Source organism: Streptomyces sp. CRCS-T-1 (assembly GCF_024442335.1).
GTDB lineage: Bacteria > Actinomycetota > Actinomycetes > Streptomycetales > Streptomycetaceae > Streptomyces > Streptomyces koelreuteriae.
The window spans coordinates 2,650,359-2,670,489 of record NZ_CP101651.1; the positions used below are offsets into that span (position 1 = coordinate 2,650,359).

The window sequence follows — 20,131 nt, forward strand, 5'->3', positions numbered from 1 at the left end:
TTTGACCAGGCCGGAGGCCTAACTGCTCGGCTTCGGACTCGGACTGCCGCTCGGGCTCGCGCTGGGGCTGCCGCTGGGCGTGCTCTCGCCGCCCCCGGCGCCGCCGGCCTTGTCCGCCTCGGCCTGTGCCTCCTCGGCGCGCTGCAGCGCGTCCTCCAGGTCCTTCTGCGCCTTGCCGTACGCCTCCCAGTCGTTCTCCTTCAGGGCGTCCTGGCCCTCGGTGAACGCCTTCTGGGCGTCTTCCAGGGCCTGCTGGACCGTCGGGTCCTCGGCCGTCGGCGGTGGTGTCGTATCGCCGTCGTCCGGTGGCTCCGGCGTCGCGCCCTCCGCCCCGAAGATCTTGTTGAGGGCTTCGTCGAGCGTGTTCTCGAAGGCCGTCTGGCCTCCGTAGGTGACCAGCACCTTGCGCAGCAGCGGGTACTTCAGTCCGCCACCGCGGACGTAGACCGGCTCCACGTACAGCAGTCCTCCGTCGAGGGGCACCGTCAGCAGGTTGCCGTACTCGACCTCGGAGTCACCGCCTCTCAGGAGCCTGATGGACTCGGCGATGTCCTCTTGCGAGTTGAACTGGCTCTGGACCTGCTTGGGTCCGTTGACCGTGGTGTTCGTCGGCAGTTTCAGGATTCTGATCTTGCCGTAGTCGCTGGTGCCCGCCTCGGCGTCGACAGCCATGAACGCACTGAGGTTGTCCCGGCCGTTGGGCGTGAGGGTCGTCGTAAGCGAGAACGCCTGTGCCTTCTGGTCGGGCATCTTCATGCTCAGGTAGTACGGCGGCACCGCGCTGCCCGACCGGTTCGTCGGGTCGTCCGGCACCTGCCACACCTCGCTGCCACTGAGGAACGTCGTCGCGTCCTTCACGTGGTAGCGCGTGAGCAGCTCCCGCTGGACCTTGAACAGGTCCTGGGGATAGCGCAGATGGTCCATCAGCGGCTTGGAGATCTCGCTCTTGGGCTTCACCGTGTCCGGGAATGCCTTCATCCAGGTCTTCAGGACCGGGTCCTTGGTGTCCCACTGGAAGAGCTTGACCTCGCCGGTGTACGCGTCGACGGTCGCCTTCACCGAGTTGCGGATGTAGTTGACCTGGTTCTGCTGGGCCACCACCGCGCGGTTGTCGTTGGTGGCGGTCAGCGAGTCGGCCGTGGTGTCACCGAGGGTCGTACGCGAGGAGTACGGGTAGCCGTTCGTCGTCGTGTACGCGTCGACGATCCACTGGATACGGCCGTTCACGACCGCCGGGTAGGCGTCGCCGTCGATGGTCAGCCAGGGAGCGACCGCCTCGACGCGCTCCTTGGGCGTGCGGTTGTACAGGACCCGCGAACCCTCGCCGATGGCGCCCGAGTAGAGGATCTGCGGTTCGCCGAACGCCACCGCGTAGGCGGCCCGGTTGACCGGGTTGGAGAGGTTGACCCCGCTGTCGCCCTTGTAGCTGGTGGTCTTCTCGCCGTTGTCGTCGGAGTAGTCGATCTCCTTCTGGGGACCGCCGACGATCGAGTACGTGGTGGTCTTCTCGCCGTAGTAGATCCGCTGCTCGTAGGAGCCGAGATCGCCCTTGGAGGGCAGGTCGGACTCCGTGAAGTTGGGACGGCCCTGGGCGTCGGCGCTGGTGCCCTCGGCGGCCACCGCTCCGTACCCGTGGGTGTAGCGGAAGTGGTTGTTGATCCAGTTCTTCTTCGGGATGCCCGCGAGGTTCAGCTCACGCAGGCCGATCACCGTGTCCTGGTCCTTGCCGTCCTTGGGGTAGCGGTCCACGTCCAGGTTGTTCGGGAACGCGTAGTAGTTCCTGATCTGCTGGAGCTGCTGGAACGTCGGCGAGACGATGTTCGGGTCCATGATCCGGATGCTCGCCGTGGAGTCGACGTCATCGCGGAGCTTGGTCTTGTCCTCCGTCTTGCTGGTACCCGTGTAGTCGGTGACCTTGGTGCCGTCGATGCCGTAGGCCTTGCGCGTCGCGTCGAGGTTCTTCTCGACGTACGGCGCTTCCTTGGCCTGCTCGTTCGGCTGGACCTGGAACTTCTGCACGATCGCCGGGTACAGGCCGCCGATGAGGATCGCGGAGAGCACCATCAGGCCGAAGCCGATCACGGGCAGCTGCCAGGTGCGCCGCCACAGAGTGGCGAAGAACAGCAGCGCGCAGATGACGGCGATGCAGAACAGAATCGTCTTGGCCGGCAGGTAGGCGTTGGCGTCGACGTACCTCAGGCCCGTCCAGTTGTCGGTCGCTCTGAAGTCGCTGGACTTGACCGCGAGTCCGTACCGGTCGAGCCAGTACGCGACCGCCTTCAGGGCCACGAAGACGCCGATGAGCACCGACAGGTGCCCGGTGGCCGCCGCCGTGGCGCGCGCGCCCGGGCTGGTGACGCGCAGGCCGCCGTACAGGTAGTGCGTGAGCGCCGCGGCGATCACGGACAGGATCGCGGCGGCGAAGCCGAAGCCGAGCAGGAACCGGTACCAGGGCAGGTCGAAGGCGTAGAACGAGACGTCCAGCTTGAACTGCGGGTCCTTCTCGCCGAACGGCACGCCGTTGACCCACATCAGCCAGGTCCGCCACTGGCCGGACGCCGAGGCTCCGGCGATCAGGCCCACCAGGGCGGTGATCCCGAACAGCAGCCACTTCTTGTAGGGCGCGATGCCCATCCGGTAGCGGTCGAGGTTCTGCTGCTCCATCGACATGGCGCTCAGCGGTGGCCGCAGCCGGTGCGCCAGCCAGATGTTGACGCCGACGGCGACTGCCATGAGCAGGCCGAAGACGAAGAAGAGTCCGATCTTGGTCCACAGGGTCGTGGTGAAGACCGACGAGTAGTTCACCGACCGGTACCAGAGCCAGTCCGTCCAAAAGCCCGCGAACATGGTGAACGCCATGCCGAGGACGGCCAGGACGCCCAGCGTCATGAGCAGGGTGCGGACACGCCGGGACGGGCGGCCCACTCTCATCCGCGGCCCTGTCGGGCCTCCGCCGCGGTCCGGCATCTGGAAAGCCAAGGTGCGCACCTCGAAGTTCGCTGTTGATCCGTCAGGCCCGCGTCTTCACGGACCGTGCGTGGCCCCCGGTGATCGTGGGCCCCCACCTATGCAACTTACTCACCGTTTACTCGGTTCCCGATTCCGGCCAGGAACGAGGCAGGATTGTGACCATGTCCAACACTCCCATGGCTGCGAACCCGCTCACCCGGGCCGTTCTCGAGATCGACGAGTACGTCTCCGGCCTCGGCTGGGACCAGCCCGCCCGCCTTTTCGCCCTCGTCGACACCGCACGACTGCGGGCCGAACAGCCCTCGCTCGCCGACCGGCTCGGTCTCGGGGAGGAGTCCGAGAACCCCGGCCTCACCCCGATCGAGCAGGACGAGGTGCCAACGGGCAAGCCGCTCGACGAGTTCCTCGCCACCATCGCCTGGCCCGACGCGGTGGTCGGCTGCGCCCTCGCCGTGGAACGACTGATGCTGCCGCCGTCCGCGGAGGCCCAGGTTCCGAAGGGTCTGAGCGAGGCCGCGCTGACGAAGTGGGTGGCGGACCACCCGGACCGTCAGGAGGTCCGGATGACGGTCGCGGTCCTGCGCGACGGCGCCCGCGAGTCCGCCCTGCGCCTGCGTGAGAAGGACTCCGCCACGGAGGTCCTCACCGGGTCCGACCTGGTCCCGGGCCTGGCGGAGGCGCTGTCGGCGACGTTCGAGGAGGAGTAGAGCGGGAGCACGGCGGTGTGAGGGGGCCCGCCGGTCCCTTGGGACCCTCGGGCCCCACCGGTCCCGCAGGCCCCCTCAGCCGCGCCGTTCGCCTTGCGCCGACCTGTCCTCGGCCCCGCGGACTACTTGCCGCACTTCGGCAGGTCCGCGGTGTCGCCGCTGCGGAGGTCCTTGAGGGCGCCGAGGGCGTCCTGGATGGTGTCCACCTTGATGAGGGTGAGGCCCTCCGGGGTGTCCTTGACGGCGGCGGCGCAGTTGTCGGCGGGCGTCAGGAAGTACTGCGCGCCCTTGGCCCGGGCGCCGACGGTCTTCATCTCGATGCCGCCGATCGGGCCGACCTTGCCGGTGTCGTCGATGGTGCCGGTGCCGGCCACGAACTTGCCCCCGGTCAGATCGCCCGGCGTGAGCTTGTCGTAGATGCCGAGCGCGAACATCAGCCCGGCGCTCGGCCCGCCGACGTCGGCCAGCTTGATGTCGACGGTGAACGGGAACGTGTGGTCGGTCCCCGCGGAGATCCCCACGATGGCGCGCTTCTCGCCGCCGTCGTCCGAGGTCGTCGTGGTGATGGTGATGTCCTGCGTCTTCGTCGGCGTCCGCTTCTCCTTCTCCGCGGCGGCCTGCTCCTTGGCCGGCACGATCGTGAAGCGGACGTCCTGGCCCGGCTTGTGCCGGGTGACGAGCTTCGCCACGTCGGCCGGCTCCTTGACCGTCGTACCGTCGACGGCCTTGATCACATCGCCGGCGTGCAGCTTGCCCTCGGCCGGGGATCCCTTGACGACCGTCGAGACGATCACCCACGACTTCACCGGAATGTCGAGTTCCTTCAGGGCGGCGACCTTGGCGCTCTCCTGGGACTGGCTGAACTCCTCGGCGTTCTCCTGGGTCGACTGCTCCTCGGTCTTGCCGTCCGGGTAGAGCGTCTCGCGCGGCACGACCTTGTTGTCGTGCGCGAGCCAGCCGTAGACCGCTTCGACCAGGTTCATCCGGTAATCGGCGCTCGTGACCCGGACCGTGGTCATGTTCAGGTGGCCATCGGCCGCGTAGGTCTTGCGCCCGGAGATCTGCAGCACCGGCTCGCCGTCATGATCGCCAAGTGTGTTCACCGTCGGCCCCGGGGACATCTCCGCGTACGGGACGCGGATGAACACTCCCGCGCACAGGAGCGCGATCAGCATCAGGGTGGAGGCGAGCATCGTCGCGGTGCGGCGTGGCATGACTCGACAGTACGGGACGGGCCTGTCAGCGCACCGTCAGGGCCGCCCGTCCGGGGCGGCCCTGCGGTCCATACCGTCTGTGACCTGCTGTTCCTTGGCCTTCAGCTACCCGGCCCGGGCTTCTCCATGGCCTCGCGAAAGCGGGCATATCCGGTGAGCTCCGGGCCGTCGCCGCGGGACTTGCGAGTCCTGTTGGCCCAACTGCCCCAGAGCCCCGCGCCGATGGCAGCCACAAGCGGAATCAGCAACCAGGCGAGAGCCGCCATGCCGACCTCCAACCCCATTGAGCGTCCGCAACTGACTGATCAGCAGATTAACCATCCGCAGTGACAACGCTCACGCCAGGGGTGCGGTTACGCAACCGGAGGGCCGTTCCGGGGATCAGCAGGCACCGACCCATTCCTCGGTGCCGTCGGAGAACTTCTGGTGTTTCCAGATGGGCACTTCGTGCTTCAGGTCGTCGATCAGCTTCCGGCAGGCCTCGAAGGCCTCTCCCCGGTGCGGACAGGAGACGGCGACGACCACGGCGAGGTCTCCGACCCGGAGGTCCCCCACGCGGTGCACGGCCGCCAGCGCCCGCACGGGGAAATCGGCGGCGACCTTCTCGGCGATCCGCCGCATCTCGGCCTCGGCGCTGGGGTGGCAGGAATATCCCAGCCCCGCGACGTCGGCACCCCCGTCGTGGTCGCGCACGGTCCCCACGAAGAGCGCGGTGCCGCCGGCCGCGTCGTCCCCGACGGCCCGGAACACCTCGTCCAGGGAGAGGGCCGTGTCCCGGATCCCGATCAGCTTGATCGGATCCTGTGCTCCCTGCTCACCCGGGTGATCGCTCGTGGCTGCCATGCCTCCATCGTGCCGCACGGGACCGACAACGCGGAATAGACCTATCGACCGGCACGCGCGCGTGCGCGTTGGAGCCTCCTACAGGTGCGCACCTGTAGGAGGTCTCTGCGAAGGCGTGTCCCTCAGATCCGCCGACGGGCCTTGCGGGCCCGGCGTACCACCGCGGCCGCGCCCAGCAGAGCCACCGTCGCGCCCGCTGCGCCCGCGGCCGTCGCGTCCTTGCGGCCGAGGCGCCGCCCGGCCACCGTGTGCCGGCCGGAGACCTCCTCCAGGAGCTCGGCCAGCACCTCCTCGTTGGTGTACTGCGGGCGCCACCCGGAGTCGTGCAGCCGGCTGCCGCTCACCACCCAGGGGTACATCGTGTACGCCAGGTCCCCGGCCGGGGACGGCGTGAGCCCGATCCGGTGCAGTCGCGCCGCCGCGCCCAGGGCGACCGCCGACGGCAGCTCCATCCGCCGGATGCCGCTGAGCTCCTCGACCTCCTCCTGCTCCAGCCACCCGTCGCAGCCGACGGCCAGTTCCCCGTCGACCTTCTCCAGGACGGCGTACTCGAGCGCGCTGCACAGGTCCTCGACGTGGCAGAACTGCCACGCGGGCCGCGACCCGGCGACGACGAGCAGTCGAGGCGACTCGAAGTACCTGGTCAGCGCGGTGTCCGTGCCTCCCACCAGCACGGCGGGACGGACCACGGTGACATTGAGACCCGGGTGCGCCCGCGGGGCCCGCCGGGCCAGCCGCTCGATCTCCAGCAGGTCGCCGACGCCCGTCGCCTCGGCCGTGGCCCGCAGCTCGGCGTCCTCGGACAACGGCAGCTCGTTGTCCGGCAGCGCCCCGTAGACCATCGCCGAGGTGCACAGCACGACCCGGTGCACTCCGGCCGCGGCCGCCGCCGTCAGGACGGTCTGCGTCCCCCGTACGTTGTAGGCCGTCCGGGCGGCCGCGTCGGTCTCCAGATCGAGATCCAGCGCCAGGTGCACCACCACGTCGGCGCCGCGCAGCTTGTCCGCGATGGCCGGATCCCGTACGTCCAGGATGTGCCACTGCGCCGCCGCGCACTCGCCGCGCCGCTCGTCGATGGCGACGACCTGTTTGACCTCGTCGGACGCGGCGAGCTGCTCGGTGAGCAGCGCTCCGATGCCGTACGCGGCACCGGTGACCGCGACGACGGGCCCGCGCCCCGCGGGACTCGCGGAACTGGTTGACTGGTTTCGCGCTGCGCGAACCTGCGGATCTGGGGAACTCACCGGGCGTCTCCAGCGGTTGTCTTCAGTACGAGCACGAGTGAAGCGTGCGTACCAGGTGGCATCCATCCTGCCGCAGGCCGTCACTCGGCGAAGCACCGAGGCCCGATCCGCCCCGAGGTGTCTACGCTGGGTGGTGATGTCGGGCAGCCGTGCCGCCGGAAAGAACCGGCGGCCCTACAAGCCGAGGAATCCCGTGAGTGACACCCCATTCGGATTCGGCCTTCCGCCGGAGGAGCCGGACGACGGCGACGAGGGCAAGAAGAAGGACCAGCAGAGCGGTGGTGGTCAGGGACCGGCCAATCCGTTCGGATTCGGCGGCCTGCCAGGCGCCGGAGGCTTTGGCGGCGGCCCTGGTGGCCCCGGTGCGGACAATCCGTTCGCTGCCATGTTCGGTTCCCTGAACCCCAACGACCTGGGCGCCGCGTTCCAGCAGCTGGGCCAGATGCTCTCCTACGAGGGCGGCCCGGTGAACTGGGACATGGCCAAGCAGATCGCCCGCCAGACGGTCTCCCAGGGCAGCCCTGACGGCACCAAGGACGCGAGCGTCGGCCCCGCCGACCGCAAGTCCGTCGAGGAGGCCGTCCGCCTGGCCGACCTCTGGCTCGACGACGCCACGTCCCTGCCGTCCGGCGCGACCTCCGCGGTGGCCTGGAGCCGCGCGGAGTGGGTCGAGGCGACCCTGCCCGCCTGGAAGGAGCTCGTCGACCCGGTCGCCGAGCGCGTGGGCACCGCCATGGGCGATGTCCTGCCGGAGGAGATGCAGGCCATGGCCGGCCCGCTGATCGGCATGATGCGCTCGATGGGCGGCGCCATGTTCGGCACGCAGATCGGGCAGGCCGTCGGCGTGCTCGCGGGCGAGGTCGTCGGCTCCTCCGACATCGGCCTGCCGCTCGGCCCGGCAGGCAAGGCCGCGCTGCTGCCGGTGAACGTGGAGACGTTCGGCAAGGACCTGAGCGTCCCGCAGGAGGAGGTGCGGCTGTATCTCGCCCTGCGCGAGGCCGCCCACCAGCGCCTCTTCGCGCACGTGCCGTGGCTGCGCTCGCATCTGTTCGGCGCGGTCGACGGCTACGCCCGCGGGATCAAGGTCGACACGGCCAAGCTGGAGGACGTGGTCGGCCAGTTCGACCCGCAGAACCCGGAGCAGTTGCAGGAGGCTCTCCAGCAGGGCATGTTCCAGCCGGAGGACACGCCGGAGCAGAAGGCCGCCCTGGCGCGTCTGGAGACGGCTCTGGCGCTCGTGGAGGGCTGGGTGGACGCGGTGGTCCACGCCGCCGCGAAGCCCCGTCTGTCGTCCGCCGACGCCCTTCGCGAGACGCTGCGCCGCCGCCGCGCCTCGGGCGGCCCGGCCGAGCAGACGTTCGCCACGCTGATCGGTCTGGAGCTGCGCCCGCGCCGCCTGCGCGACGCCTCCCGCCTGTGGGCCTCGCTCACGGACGCGCGCGGTGTCGACGGCCGGGACGGCCTGTGGGCCCACCCGGACATGCTGCCGACGGCGAGCGACCTGGACGACCCGGACGGCTTCGTGCACCGCGAGCAGATCGACTTCTCCGAGCTGGACAAGATGCTCGGCGAGGCGGCGGACAAGCCCGATCTGAAGAAGAAGGACGAGTCCGGGGCCGAGGGCGAGGGCGAAGGCGAGGACAAGAACAAGGGCGACGACGCCGGGTGAGCCTGTACGACGACGCGGTCCTCGTGCTGAAGGAGTACGAGGACCAGACGGACCTGCGCCAGGCCTACCTGCACCATCTGGCGGAGCACCCGGACGGCCTGTGGAAGCCGTGCCAGGCGGGTCACATCACGGCGAGCGCCCTGGTGATCGACCCCGAGGGCGGCCGGGTGCTGCTGACCCTGCACAGGAAGCTGCAGATGTGGCTGCAGATGGGCGGCCACTGCGAGCCGGGTGACGCCTCCCTCGCGGACGCGGCCCTGCGTGAGGCCACGGAGGAGTCCGGCGTACCGGGGCTCTCCTTGCTGCCCGGCGGCCCGGTGCGCCTGGACCGTCATCCCATCCCACCGCCGTGCCACTGCCACTTCGACGTCCAGTACGCGGCCCTGGCACCCCCGGACGCCGCGCACGAGGTCAGCGACGAGTCGCTCGACGTGCGCTGGTTCGGGTACGACGAGGTCGCGGAGGTGGCCGACGAGTCGGTCGTACGCCTGCTGGAGGCGACGCGCGCGAGGCTCGCGGCCTGAGGCATGTGTAAGGGGCGACCGCCGGGCGGCCGCCCCTACTTTCGCTCCTGACGTCGGCTGCACTCCCTCAGGGGCGCGGGGCTGTATCGATGTGCGGCTCCGCCGCGTGGGCGCGACAAGCCACGAACAGCCCGCAGCCAACAAACGGCCCGTATCCCGCTGGACCCCGCCGGCCGAACCCGCGGAGCGCTCAGCTCCAGACGTTGCCCTGGTTCTGCCCGCGCGCTCCCTGCTGGCCCATGCCGTACTGCGCGGAGAGACCCGAGCCGACCTGGGCGTTCTGCGGCGGCAGCAGCTCGCTGGGCTGGACCAGCGCGTAGCCGGTGCCCATGAAGCTCAGCTCCCAGCCCTCACCGGTGTTGCCGCGGCGCCGCCACACCCCGGAGGAGTGCGTCTGGGCCTGCATCTGCACGCGCAGGCTCGTCGACCAGGCGACGATCGCGTCGGCGTCGCAGTTGACGTACTTGTCGGGGGTGACCTGCATCAGCAGCGGCATGCCCGAGGTCATCAGGGCGATCTTGCCCCGGCCGGTGATGTTGAGCTGGTACTTCCCGGAGCCGGAGATGCCGTACAGGCTGTCGACGGCGATGACCTCGTGGTGCAGGGAGGAGTCCATCGCCAGCACATAGCTGCTGTCGACGGTGAGGCCGTCCTGCTCGACCTCCATGACGTGGACGTGCTGCTTGAGGTTGGCGAGGTAGACCGTGCCCTGCCCGTGGCAGCGCATCAGGTCGAGTCCCTCACCGGTGTGCGCACGCGCGCGTGACTGGTCGTTGCTCTGGTACTCGGCGTCGAACTCGACGAGGCCCTGGTAGGCGACCATGGTGCCCTTGCGGGCCAGGATGTCGTCGTGGCCCTCCAGGGTCACGCGCAGCATCTGCTTGTTCTGCAGGCTCCAGCGGTCCTGGGTCTGCTGCTCGTTGTAGGCGAAAATCGGGCTCTGCATGGCGTGTTGCTCCCCCTCAGCCCCGGACCCGGAGGCGGTCGGTGCTGTCCTCGCTGGGCTGGACGACGACGATGCCCTGACCGGAGAAGGCCATCTGGTAGGCCTCGCCGCTGCCGCGGCCGATCAGCGACTGTGCCCTGAAGCTGCGCTTGCCCTTGACCTTGAGGTTCGGGGACCAGGCGACGAGCGCGTCGGGGTCGACGTACGTCTCGTCCTCGCCGCCTCCGCAGTCGACGACGATCGGCTTGCCCCGGGAGGTCAGCGCGACCCAGCCCTGCCCGGAGATCTTGGTGTTCCACAGGCCCTGCCCGGCGAACTTCGCCAGGCCCTTGACCCGCTCGACGCCCCACGTGAGGTGGGCGTCGAAGGCGAGCAGGTTGGTGGCGTTGACGGAGATGCCGTCGCCGTTGAGGTTGATGACGACGACGTTCGCACCGTAGTCGGAGAGGTAGAGCAGGCCGTCGCCTGAGCACTTCATCAGGGGCGCGCCCTCGCCGGTCATCCAGTCCTTGGCGATCTGGCGCACGGCCGGCGGGTTGGGCTCGTACTGGACGAACCCTTCATAGGCGGCCATCGACCCCACGCGCGCGAAGAGGTCGTTCCCGGTCTGCATGGCGACCTTCAGCATGTGATTGCCGTGGTTCTCCATGCGGGCGGTGACGGGTGCGGGGGCGTGGCCCGCGAGTTGCTGTGTCATGACGGGCTCCCTCAGACCTCGTACGGCTGGACGACGATGAAGTTGCCGGGCGCTCCCCGGAACTGGAGGTTCACGCTCTCGCCGGTGTCCCCGGGGTAGGCGTTGCGGCGCATCCGCACCTGGCTGGAGACGACGACCTGGGCGGCGGCGGACCAGGCGACCACGGCGTTGCAGTCGGCGAACGTGGTGGGCGTGACCGGCAGCACCACGGGCGTGCCGTGCGTCTTCACGACGATGGTGCCGCTCCCCTGGAACTGCATCGTGAACAGCGCGCCTCCGGGGATGCCGTGTCCCTCGATGCGGCGGACCTCGTAGGTGAGGCTCTCGTCGAACGCGAGGACGTTCTCGGCGGAGACGCAGACGGCGTCGCCCTGGAGCTCGATGGGGTGCAGCATGGTCGAGTTCTCGGCGAGGAACACCTGCCCCTGGCCGGTACAGCGCATGAGCTGCATCTCCTGGCCGGTCGCGTTGCCCACGATCCGGCCGGCGAAGCCGGCGCCCTTGTAGCTGAAGTCGACCTTGCCCTGGTAGAGCACCATGCTGCCCTGCCGGGCCAGTACGGGCTGTCCGCCGATGCCGAGGTCGACGCGGACGAGCTTCTTATTCTGCTGCGTCCAGCGCTGCCCGGTGGGGGTCTCCTTGAACTGCTGGAGCGCGGCGGACACACCGGCGCCCTGGGGAGCGGCGGCCTGCGGGGCGGCGCCCTGCTGCGGGGCACCGTAGGGGGCCTGTCCGAACGGCGGCTGCTGGCCGTAGCCCGGGGGCGGGGTGGGCTGCCCGTAACCGGGGGGCGGGGCCGGGGCTTGGGGTGCCTGGGGTGCCTGGGGCTGGCCGTAGCCGGGAGGCAGTGGGGCCGTCTGGCCGGGGACCTGGCCGTACGGCGGCGGCTGCTGGCCCGGCTGGCCGTAGGGCGCGGGCGCCGGGGCCGGGGGCGGCACCGGGGCGCCGTCCGGCTGGGTGTTCATGGGCGCGGCGATGGTGGGGGCGCCATGCACTCCGGGCGCCGGTGCCGGAGGCGGGGCGAAGCCCTGCGCGGCGGGCTGGGGAGCGGGCGGCGGCGCGGGAGCCGGGGCCGGAGGCGCTGCCGGGGCGGGAGCCGGGGCCGGTTCCGGAGTGCTGGGGACGCCGAACGCGGGCGGGGCGAAGCCCGGGGCGGCGCCGGCCTGCGGCTGCTGCTGCGGGGCGGGCTCGGGCGTTTCCTCCTCGGCCACCTCGCCGCCGAAGTTCTTCAGCAGCGCGTCGAGACCGCCGTCGAAGCCCTGCCCGACGGCGGCGAACCGCCAGACGTCCTTGAGGTAGAAGTCGCCCAGCATCACGGCGCGTTCGGTGGAGAACTCAGAGCCGTCGAAGGAGTACCGGGCCACCTCCTCGCCGCCCGCGACGATGCGGATGTACCCGGGGGCGATCTGCGACATCTGCCCGGCGCCGTCGATCGTCGCCGTGAAGGACAGCTTCTGGATCTGCGAGGGGATCCGGTCGAGCGTCACCCGGAAGGACTCCGTGTCGCCCGCCTGGGCGCCCAGGAGCTGAAGGGATTCCTCGGGGGACTTCGGCTGGTTGAAGAAGACGAAGTAACGGTCGTCCGAGAGCCGTTCGTCGGCGTCGAGGCCGAAGCAGCTGATGTCGAAGCTCAGCCCGGGGCCGGAGATCTGTACGCCTACGTACAGATCCGTGCCCGCGGTGAGGTCACTGATCCTGGCCTTGTGGCCGCGTTGGAATTCCCTGGCCATGCGTAACGACCGTCCCCCATCCAGAACGTGATTGCGTCGCGCCAGGCTAACGGCAAAGTCTGACACCGGACGAAGTCGGTACAGACCCGGTACACAACCCGCGCGGGGCCGTATCCGCTGCTCGCTCACGCAAAGCGGGCACTCACCCCGTGGGGTCTTCACCCCGCGCACCGGGCACATGCGGCAACCGCTCGGCGGCGACCACGCCTTCGAGGTAGCCCCGGGCCCGCTCCGTCCGCGGATAGGACTCCAGCAGCTCCCAGAAGCGGGGGCCGTGTCCGGGGACGAGCAGATGGGCGAGTTCGTGGACGAGGACGTAGTCGACCACGTACTCGGGCATGCCCTGCAGACGGTGCGACAGACGGATGCTGCCCTCGGACGGGGTGCAGGATCCCCAGCGCGTGTTCTGGTTGGTCACCCAGCGCACCGAAGCGGGCCGGGCCCGCCCGCCGAAGTACTGGTCCGAAAGACGCCGGGCCCGCTCGGCCAGCTCGGTGTCACCGAGGGTCCGCTTGCTCTCCTGGGCGGCCAGCTTGTCGAGCATGACGGTCACCCAGCGCTGCTCCTCCGCCTCGGACATCCGGGCGGGGATGAGCACAACGGTGCGATCGCCCTCGCGGTACGCGGAGACCGTTCGGCGTCGGCGGGTGCTCCTGCGGACCTCGATCGCGCTCGCCCTGGAGCCGCTCGGCGGCTGGCTCGTCGTGCTGCGCTGTGGCTTTCCGGCGCGGTGCAGTGGGTCGGCGGGCACGCCCCGACGTTACCCGCTGCACACGGGGAAGTCCCGGCTCCGGGACGGTTCCGTGCCGATGCCCCCACCGCCCGCCGGATTTGTACGACGAATGCCCGTGACTGTGGACAACTTTCTGCAGCCCGCGTCGGGGGTGGGCATGCTGACTCTTGTCGGCGAAGCGATGGGCGACTTCGGTCCGGGACCAGGACCGAGTCCGCGGCCAGTCTCGGGCTGCTCCCGCGCGCGGCCGACATACGGGGACGTTCTCTGATATACGGGGGCCTGTCATGCATCCGATGGTGAAACCCGCGCTCAGGCGCGGCTGGCGCGACCTCAACACGGTGCAGTTCGGGATGACACCGGCGCATGCCATGACACTCGGCCCGATGGACCAAGCGACGGGCAGCTTCCTCGACCTACTGAACGGCACACGGGGGCTGGAGCTGCTGCGCGAGGAGGGCCGCCGCATGGATCTGCCCGACGGTCATGTGGACGGGCTGGTGCGGCGGCTCGCGCGGGCCGGGCTCCTGGACGACGCGCGCGGCGGCGGACCGGCCGCCGACGCCCTGCGCGGCAAGAAGGAGGTCCTCGACCGGTTGCGCCCCGATCTGGCCTCCCTGTCTTTGACCACCTCCGCTCCCGGCGACGCGATCGGGCAGCTGGCCGCCCGGCGCGCGCAGCGCGTCCAGGTGCGGGGCGCGGGCCGGGTCGGTGCCGTGCTGGCCTCGCTGCTGGCGGGGGCCGGTGTCGGTGAGGTCGATGTGCGCGATCTCGGACAGGTGGAGCCGTGGGACGTCGCGCCGGGCGGGCTGCCCGCCGACGCCGTCGGCGACCGCCGCGACGAGGCGGCCCGACGCGCCGCGCGCCGGGCGGCCCCGGACCGGCCGCCGCGCCCCGCGACAGCGCAGGCGCGTCCGGCGGAAGGCGATCCCGGTTTCTCACTGGTGATCATCGCCCCGCGGGACGATGTGGCGATGTACGCGCCGGACCCGTCCGCCGCGGAGTCGCTGATGTCCGCCGGGACGCCTCATCTGTACGCCGGTGTCGTGGAGGGGACCGGCATGGTCGGCCCTCTCGTCCTGCCCGGGGAGACAAGCTGCGCGGGTTGTCTGCATCACAGCCGCGCCGACCGGGATCCGACCTGGCCTCGTCTGGTCGCCCAGTGGCGCTCCGGCAGGCAGCGGCAGGTGCGGCCCTGCGACCTGACACTGGCCACGACCGTGGCCGGGTTGGCGGCCGCCCACGCGCTCGCCTTCCTGGACGGCCGGGTTCCGTCGAGCGCGGGGGCACGCTGGGAGGTGTCCCTCCCCGGTCTCCACTGGCATGCTCGGCCGATCTGGGCGCATCCGGCATGCCCGTGCGCTGCGGCGGAGAGAGGAAAAGGGGAGCGCCTCTCGGAGGAAGGGCAGTCGCACGAGACAATGGCGGTGCAACGGCCGTCGGAGCAGTGCCGTGAGGCAGAGGCGGAGCGGCCGGCTGGGACTTGGAGGGCGCATGTCTGATCTTCCCCGGAAGGCGGTCACCCGGACCGCCAAGCTCGCCGCACTCCCGCTCGGCATCGCCGGGCGGGCGACCTGGGGATTCGGCAAGCGGATCGTCGGTGAGTCGGCGGAGCTTGTCGGCCGCGAGCTCCAACAGCGCACCGCGGAGCAGCTTTTCAAGGTGCTCGGCGAGCTCAAGGGCGGCGCGATGAAGTTCGGCCAGGCCCTGTCCGTCTTCGAGTCGGCCCTGCCCGAGGAGGTGGCCGGCCCGTACCGAGCGGCGCTGACGAAGCTCCAGGAGGCGGCGCCGCCGATGCCGACGCGCACCGTGCACGCGGTGCTCGAGGAGCGGCTCGGCGAGGGCTGGCACGAGCTGTTCCTGGAGTTCGAGGACAAGCCCGCCGCGGCGGCCTCGATCGGCCAGGTGCATCGAGGGGTGTGGCACGACGGCCGTGAGGTGGCGGTCAAGGTGCAGTACCCGGGTGCCGGCGAGGCCTTGCTGTCCGATCTGAACCAGCTGAGCCGCTTCTCCCGTCTGCTCGGTCCGCTGATCCCCGGGATGGACATCAAGCCGCTGATCGCGGAGCTGAAGGACCGCGTCTCGGAGGAGCTGGACTACGGCCTGGAGGCCCAGGCCCAGCAAGCGCACGCGGACGAGTTCGAGGACGACCCGGACGTCGTCGTACCGCAGGTGGTGCACCAGTCCGACCAGGTCCTGGTCACCGAGTGGATCGACGGTGTCCCGCTGTCGGAGATCATCTCGGACGGCACCCAGGAGCAGCGTGACCGCGCCGGCCAGCTTCTGGCCCGTTTCCTGTTCTCCGGCCCCGCCCGCACCGGCCTGCTGCACGCCGATCCGCACCCGGGCAACTTCCGGCTGCTGCCCGGCGGACCGGAGGGCGAGGACGACTGGCGCCTGGGCGTCCTGGACTTCGGCACGGTCGACCGGCTCCCGGGTGGTCTGCCGGCCACCATCGGCGAGTCCCTGCGGATGACCCTCGACGGAGAGGCCGAGGCGGTCTACGAGCTGCTGTGCGCGGAGGGGTTCGTCAAGGAGACGATAGAGCTCGATCCCGACGCGGTCCTGGACTATCTGCTGCCGATCATCGAACCGGCCCAGGTCGATGAGTTCACCTTCACCCGCGGCTGGATGCGCAGCCAGGCGGGCCGGGTCGCCGACCCCCGCTCCCCCGCCTACCAGCTCGGCAAGCAGCTCAACCTGCCCCCGTCGTATCTGCTGATCCACCGGGTGACCCTGAGCACGATCGGGGTGCTGTGCCAGCTGGGGGCTGCGGTGCGTCTGCGCGAGGAGTTGGAGGAGTGGCTGCCGGGGTTCGTCCCGGAGGACCCGGTGGACGGTGACGAGGCGGCGGAGGCGTGAGCACCGGCCGGGCGCGACGGGTGGTCCGCTGCCCGCGCGCTACCACCAGTCCGAGTCCAGCCGCCCCTCGATCGATCTGAGGTTCTTCCGGGAGCAGGTCTCGCAGAAGTCCCGGCGAGCGCCGTGCTCCACGGAGGAGGCCCAGGTGAGCTGCGGGGCTTCGGCCGAGGTGCCGCAGCGGGCGCACACGAGGCGTCCCGACTTCGCGGCGGAGCGGTCGTCGTCGTTTCCTCCGGGAGGACTCGTCACGCGCCGACGATATCGCCGTGCCCGGCGGCTTCGCGGACACAACGCACCGCGGGGGCTGGTCCGTTCGGCACGGACCGGCCCCCGCGGGGTGAGCTCGGCCTCCCGGGCCGGGAGGCCACCGCTTCGGATGGGGCGCTTCAGAAGGGCGCTTCAGACGGGTTCGGTTACTGCATGACCGCCATGGCGAGCGCCCGGCGGGCACGCCGTGAGGCGCGCTCCGCCTTGCGCTGCATTCGGCGGGCGGCCACCAGGCGCGCGGCCCGGCGGTCTCGGTCCGCCTCCTGCAGTCGCTCGTGCATATGTGCACGAGCCATGGCTTCTGGGATGAGTTGCATCTCTCGGGTCCTGTTCTGACGCGAGTCCTTCGCGTCGCGCGGGGTGCAGTCTTGAGTCGCGGAGCCGGCGGGCTCGTGGGTGGACGGCTTCATCGGGGCCTGCTTCTGGGGGTCGTGCGTGAAGGGACGGTCGATCGTTCCTGCGGTGTTCATGCCGTGACCGGGTTCTTGCGCGGGCGGCCACGCGGCCGCTTCCGGGCGACGACGACACCCTGCACGAACAGCTCGCCACCCCAGACGCCCCAAGGCTCACGCCGCTCCTTGGCGCCGGCGAGGCAGGCCTCGACCAGCGGGCAGGTGCGGCACAGGGACTTGGCGTACTCGACGTCCGCGGGCGACTCGGCGAAGAAGACCTCCGGGTCGTAGGAGCGGCACGGGACGGGTACGCCGAGGTTCTCGATGGCGTCGTCGAGCGCGGTGAGCGCGGTGAGCGGGGTCAAGGCGGAGTCCTCCGTGGGGCCGGGCTTGGGGATCGTGTCGGAAGGCGGTACGGACGGGGCGTGCGCTTCGAGTTGCACGATTCGTCTTCCTCGTCTGGTCGTTCCGGCCTGTTTGGCCGGGGGGCGGCTGGTACCCGGTTCTTTTCTTGTCCCGAGGCTCCTTCGGTCCGTCGTCCCTGGTCAGGGACAAACAGAAGGGCCGCGGATCCCGGATGGGGTTCCGCGGCCCTGAAGGCGCCGGCCTGATCTAATCAGGCTGGATCACTCCAGGGTTCTGGCCCACGGAAGGCCCACATCTGGTGGTGCTGCGTCGTCTGCTTCCGGAATCCGGCACCGGTCGCCGCAAAGGCATAGGCCCGCGCCTGCGCCTTTACTGCTGCTTCCAGTGCCTTGGTCGGTCGCTCATTGCGCTCACGGACGACAAGGCCCGCGGGAGCAAGGGAGGAGGACGCCGGACGGACGGCACGAATGCCGGACAGACCGGTGCCCAGGTTCGAAACGCCGAGCATGCACGTGGAGACGGCCGAGGGATCGGTCATTTTCACGGTGCTGATGGAGCTGGTGTTGATGCTGATCACTGGACTCGCCTCCTCTCGGCGTCTCGGGGGACTGGGCGAACCAGTCCGACGGATATGCAAGTACAACACGGAGTGAGGGCCTTCGAGAAGGCCGCTGCTCTCGTGCCTAAGAACCTATGGGGATTGCTGGGGCATGCGCAAACTATTTTTTCGACGAGTTGGTGTCAGTCTTGATCTGTGTCCCCTGCGGGGTACTGGCCTGCGCAGATGGCCAGGACATCGGCTCCGTAGCGGTTGAGCTTGCGCATCCCGACGCCCGGGATGCGCGCCAGCTCGTGCTCGTCGTCGGGCGCGGCCTCGGCGATCGCCACCAGTGTCCTGTCGGTGAAGACGCAGAAGGCGGGCTGACCACTGCTCCTTGCCTGTTCGGCGCGCCACTCGCGGAGCTGCTCGTAGAGGCCCTCGTTCATGTCGGAGGGGCAGTCGTCGCAGCGCATCAGCTTCATCTCGCCCGCGTCGGTGAGCGTGCGGCCGCAAACCCGGCAGCGGGCGGGGGTTCGTTGCACTCGTCTCGGGGCGGAGCCCCTGGTTCCGGGGATTCCGCGCTCGATACCGCCCGCGCCACCGCCGGTTGCACGGCCCTTGGTGGCCGTCGAGCCGGGGCGCAGCCCGTCGAGGAAACGGCTGGGGCGGCGGTTGGGACGGCCGCCGGGTGAGCGGGAGAGGGACCAGGAGACATGGAGGTGTTCCCGCGCGCGGGTGACGCCGACGTACAGCAGGCGGCGCTCCTCCTCGATCTGTTCGTCGGTCTTCGCGTAGGTGATCGGCATCATGCCCTCGGCCACGCCGACCAGGAAGACGACGTCCCACTCCAGGCCCTTGGCCGAGTGCAGGGAGGCGAGGGTGACGCCCTGCACGGTCGGGGCGTGCTGGGCGTTCGCCCGTTCGTCGAGCTCGGCGACGAGGTCCGCCAGGGTGGCGCCGGGTTTGGCGGCGGCGAAGTCCTGGGCGAGGTTCACCAGGGCGGCCAGGGACTCCCAGCGCTCTCTGACGGCCCCGGAGCCGGCCGGTGGTCGCGGTGTCCAGCCCTCGCCCGAGAGCACGGCGCGTACCTGCGAGGGCAGGTCGACGACGTCGTCCAGGAGGGAGTCGTTGCCGCCGAAGCGCGCCGCGCCGCGCAGGGCGACGCCCGCCTTGCGCACCTCGGGGCGGTCGAAGAACCGCTCGGCGCCGCGCAGCTGGTAGGGCACCCCGGCGTCGGCGAGGGCCTGTTCGTAGGTCTCGGACTGCGCGTTCGTCCGGAACAGGATGGCGATCTCGGCGGCCGGGACCCCCGAGTCGATGAGTTCACGGATGCGGCGGGCCGCGCCCTCCGCCTCGGCGGGCTCATCGGTGTACTCCGTGTAGACCGGTTCCGGCCCCGGCGCGCGTTGGGAGACGAGCTCAAGACGGTGGTCGGCCGCGCGGCCCTTGGCCTGGGACAACAGGCCGTTGGCGAGGTGCACGACCTGGGGCGTCGAGCGGTAGTCGCGGACCAGCTTGACGACAGTGGCACCGGGGTGGCGGGTGCGGAAATCGAGCAGATGGTCCGGAGTCGCCCCCGTGAAGGAGTAGATCGTCTGGCTGGCGTCTCCGACCACGCACAGGCTGTCCCGCTCGCCGAGCCACAGATCCAGCAGGCGCTGCTGGAGAGGGCTGACGTCCTGGTACTCGTCGACCACGAAGTGCTGGTACTGGGAGCGGACCTGTTCGGCGATGTCGTGCCGGTCCTGGAGGACGGCCACGGTCAGCAGCAGCACGTCCTCGAAGTCGATGACGGAGCGCTCGCGCTTGACGTCCTCGTAGGCGGCGTAGAGCTGGGCGATCTCAGCGGGGTCGCGAGGGGCGTCTCGGCCGGACTTGGCGACGGCGGGGGCGTAGTCCGCGGGGACGGTCTGGGTGACCTTGGACCATTCGATCTCGGCGGTGACGTCGCGCAGCTCGCCCCGGTCGAGCCGGATGCGGCAGGCGGCGGCCGCGTCGGCGACGAGCTGGATCTTGCGGTCGACGAGCCGGGGCATGGAGCCGCCGATCGCTTTCGGCCAGAAGTACTGGAGCTGCCGCAGGGCCGCCGAGTGGAAGGTGCGCGCCTGGACACCTGCCGCGCCGAGCTGGCGCAGCCGGCCGCGCATCTCTCCGGCGGCGCGGTTGGTGAAGGTGACGGCGAGCACGCTGGAGGGGTGGAGGACGCCCGCGCGCACCCCGTAGGCGATGCGGTGGGTGATCGCCCGGGTCTTGCCCGTGCCCGCGCCCGCCAGGACGCACACCGGACCGTGCAGGGCGGTGGCCACCTCGCGCTGCTCGGGGTCGAGCCCTTCGAGCACCGCGTCGGCCGAGTCCGGTACCTGCGGGAACAGGGTGGAGTGCGTTGCTGCTGTCACACGGCCATGCTGCCAGGTCGCGGGAGACGG

General features: G+C 70.3%; 18 protein-coding genes. 5 read left to right on the forward strand and 13 right to left on the reverse strand.

Going from position 1 to position 20,131, the window contains the following annotated elements; translation table 11 throughout:
* Positions 1 to 18: 18 nt before the first annotated feature.
* A complete protein-coding gene (locus NNW99_RS11630) occupies positions 19 to 2,967 on the reverse strand; it encodes a UPF0182 family protein (protein WP_215124236.1) in 2,949 nt (982 codons plus the stop codon).
* Positions 2,968 to 3,131: 164 nt separating this feature from the next.
* Between NNW99_RS11630 and NNW99_RS11635 the strand changes: the two genes are divergently transcribed.
* Positions 3,132 to 3,677, forward strand: a complete 546-nt coding sequence (locus tag NNW99_RS11635) for a PPA1309 family protein (RefSeq protein ID WP_215118626.1) — start codon at positions 3,132 to 3,134, stop codon at positions 3,675 to 3,677.
* Positions 3,678 to 3,799: 122 nt separating this feature from the next.
* Here the strand turns inward: NNW99_RS11635 and NNW99_RS11640 are convergent, their stop codons facing one another.
* The 3 genes from NNW99_RS11640 to NNW99_RS11650 form a co-directional block, all read right to left on the reverse strand.
* Positions 3,800 to 4,891, reverse strand: coding sequence for a PDZ domain-containing protein (locus NNW99_RS11640; protein ID WP_215118627.1), 1,092 nt, complete (start codon positions 4,889 to 4,891; stop codon positions 3,800 to 3,802).
* Positions 4,892 to 5,272: 381 nt separating this feature from the next.
* Complete coding sequence (locus NNW99_RS11645) at positions 5,273 to 5,734, reverse strand: molybdenum cofactor biosynthesis protein MoaE (RefSeq protein WP_215118628.1); 462 nt, start codon at positions 5,732 to 5,734, stop codon at positions 5,273 to 5,275.
* Between the two features lie 122 nt (positions 5,735 to 5,856).
* Entirely contained in the window at positions 5,857 to 6,978 is a 1,122-nt protein-coding gene (locus NNW99_RS11650) for an SDR family oxidoreductase (RefSeq protein ID WP_215118629.1), read from the reverse strand.
* A gap of 193 nt (positions 6,979 to 7,171) precedes the next feature.
* Here NNW99_RS11650 and NNW99_RS11655 point away from each other — a divergent pair, with 193 nt between their 5' ends.
* Positions 7,172 to 8,647, forward strand: coding sequence for a zinc-dependent metalloprotease (locus NNW99_RS11655; protein ID WP_215118630.1), 1,476 nt, complete (start codon positions 7,172 to 7,174; stop codon positions 8,645 to 8,647).
* Positions 8,644 to 9,171, forward strand: a complete 528-nt coding sequence (locus tag NNW99_RS11660; protein WP_215118631.1) for an NUDIX hydrolase — start codon at positions 8,644 to 8,646, stop codon at positions 9,169 to 9,171. Before NNW99_RS11655 ends, NNW99_RS11660 begins: the two co-directional genes overlap by 4 nt.
* A 190-nt stretch (positions 9,172 to 9,361) precedes the next feature.
* Here NNW99_RS11660 and NNW99_RS11665 read toward each other — a convergent pair whose 3' ends face one another.
* From NNW99_RS11665 to NNW99_RS11680, 4 genes are all read right to left on the reverse strand, one after another.
* Positions 9,362 to 10,117 carry an AIM24 family protein gene (locus NNW99_RS11665; RefSeq protein ID WP_184590674.1) on the reverse strand — a complete coding sequence of 252 codons (756 nt, stop codon included), beginning with the start codon at positions 10,115 to 10,117 and terminating at the stop codon, positions 9,362 to 9,364.
* A 16-nt stretch (positions 10,118 to 10,133) separates the two neighbouring features.
* Positions 10,134 to 10,814 carry an AIM24 family protein gene (locus NNW99_RS11670; protein ID WP_215118632.1) on the reverse strand — a complete coding sequence of 227 codons (681 nt, stop codon included), beginning with the start codon at positions 10,812 to 10,814 and terminating at the stop codon, positions 10,134 to 10,136.
* An 11-nt stretch (positions 10,815 to 10,825) separates the two neighbouring features.
* Positions 10,826 to 12,544, reverse strand: a complete 1,719-nt coding sequence (locus NNW99_RS11675) for a TerD family protein (protein ID WP_215118633.1) — start codon at positions 12,542 to 12,544, stop codon at positions 10,826 to 10,828.
* A gap of 142 nt (positions 12,545 to 12,686) precedes the next feature.
* Positions 12,687 to 13,295, reverse strand: a complete 609-nt coding sequence (locus tag NNW99_RS11680) for a M48 family metallopeptidase (protein ID WP_215118634.1) — start codon at positions 13,293 to 13,295, stop codon at positions 12,687 to 12,689.
* A 269-nt stretch (positions 13,296 to 13,564) separates the two neighbouring features.
* Between NNW99_RS11680 and NNW99_RS11685 the strand changes: the two genes are divergently transcribed.
* Together NNW99_RS11685 and NNW99_RS11690 are read left to right on the forward strand one after the other, a co-directional pair.
* Positions 13,565 to 14,779, forward strand: a complete 1,215-nt coding sequence (locus NNW99_RS11685) for a ThiF family adenylyltransferase (RefSeq protein ID WP_215118635.1) — start codon at positions 13,565 to 13,567, stop codon at positions 14,777 to 14,779.
* Entirely contained in the window at positions 14,772 to 16,139 is a 1,368-nt protein-coding gene (locus tag NNW99_RS11690) for an AarF/ABC1/UbiB kinase family protein (protein WP_215118636.1), read from the forward strand. Before NNW99_RS11685 ends, NNW99_RS11690 begins: the two co-directional genes overlap by 8 nt.
* A gap of 39 nt (positions 16,140 to 16,178) precedes the next feature.
* Here the strand turns inward: NNW99_RS11690 and NNW99_RS11695 are convergent, their stop codons facing one another.
* From NNW99_RS11695 to NNW99_RS11715, 5 genes are all read right to left on the reverse strand, one after another.
* Positions 16,179 to 16,388, reverse strand: coding sequence for a hypothetical protein (locus NNW99_RS11695; protein WP_215118637.1), 210 nt, complete (start codon positions 16,386 to 16,388; stop codon positions 16,179 to 16,181).
* A 164-nt stretch (positions 16,389 to 16,552) separates the two neighbouring features.
* Positions 16,553 to 16,876 (reverse strand): hypothetical protein, encoded by a 324-nt coding sequence (locus NNW99_RS11700; protein ID WP_215118638.1) that lies wholly within the window; start codon positions 16,874 to 16,876, stop codon positions 16,553 to 16,555.
* Entirely contained in the window at positions 16,873 to 17,241 is a 369-nt protein-coding gene (locus NNW99_RS11705) for a WhiB family transcriptional regulator (protein ID WP_190049450.1), read from the reverse strand. The genes NNW99_RS11700 and NNW99_RS11705 overlap by 4 nt, the downstream gene beginning before the upstream one ends.
* Before the next feature lie 173 nt (positions 17,242 to 17,414).
* A complete protein-coding gene (locus NNW99_RS11710) occupies positions 17,415 to 17,741 on the reverse strand; it encodes a hypothetical protein (protein ID WP_215118639.1) in 327 nt (108 codons plus the stop codon).
* Positions 17,742 to 17,905: 164 nt separating this feature from the next.
* Positions 17,906 to 20,101 carry an ATP-dependent DNA helicase UvrD2 gene (locus NNW99_RS11715; RefSeq protein ID WP_215118640.1) on the reverse strand — a complete coding sequence of 732 codons (2,196 nt, stop codon included), beginning with the start codon at positions 20,099 to 20,101 and terminating at the stop codon, positions 17,906 to 17,908.
* Between the last annotated feature and the right edge of the window lie 30 nt (positions 20,102 to 20,131).

Bases quoted from the DNA above. Each gene is read 5' to 3' on its own strand.
- NNW99_RS11685 (WP_215118635.1), top strand. From the start codon at position 13,565: ATGCATCCGATGGTGAAACCCGCGCTCAGGCGCGGCTGGCGCGACCTC.
- NNW99_RS11665 (WP_184590674.1), bottom strand. From the start codon at position 10,117: ATGCAGAGCCCGATTTTCGCCTACAACGAGCAGCAGACCCAGGACCGC.
- NNW99_RS11675 (WP_215118633.1), bottom strand. From the start codon at position 12,544: ATGGCCAGGGAATTCCAACGCGGCCACAAGGCCAGGATCAGTGACCTC.
- NNW99_RS11635 (WP_215118626.1), top strand. From the start codon at position 3,132: ATGTCCAACACTCCCATGGCTGCGAACCCGCTCACCCGGGCCGTTCTC.
- NNW99_RS11640 (WP_215118627.1), bottom strand. From the start codon at position 4,891: ATGCCACGCCGCACCGCGACGATGCTCGCCTCCACCCTGATGCTGATC.
- NNW99_RS11630 (WP_215124236.1), bottom strand. From the start codon at position 2,967: ATGCCGGACCGCGGCGGAGGCCCGACAGGGCCGCGGATGAGAGTGGGC.
- NNW99_RS11670 (WP_215118632.1), bottom strand. From the start codon at position 10,814: ATGACACAGCAACTCGCGGGCCACGCCCCCGCACCCGTCACCGCCCGC.
- NNW99_RS11690 (WP_215118636.1), top strand. From the start codon at position 14,772: ATGTCTGATCTTCCCCGGAAGGCGGTCACCCGGACCGCCAAGCTCGCC.
- NNW99_RS11700 (WP_215118638.1), bottom strand. From the start codon at position 16,876: ATGAACACCGCAGGAACGATCGACCGTCCCTTCACGCACGACCCCCAG.
- NNW99_RS11645 (WP_215118628.1), bottom strand. From the start codon at position 5,734: ATGGCAGCCACGAGCGATCACCCGGGTGAGCAGGGAGCACAGGATCCG.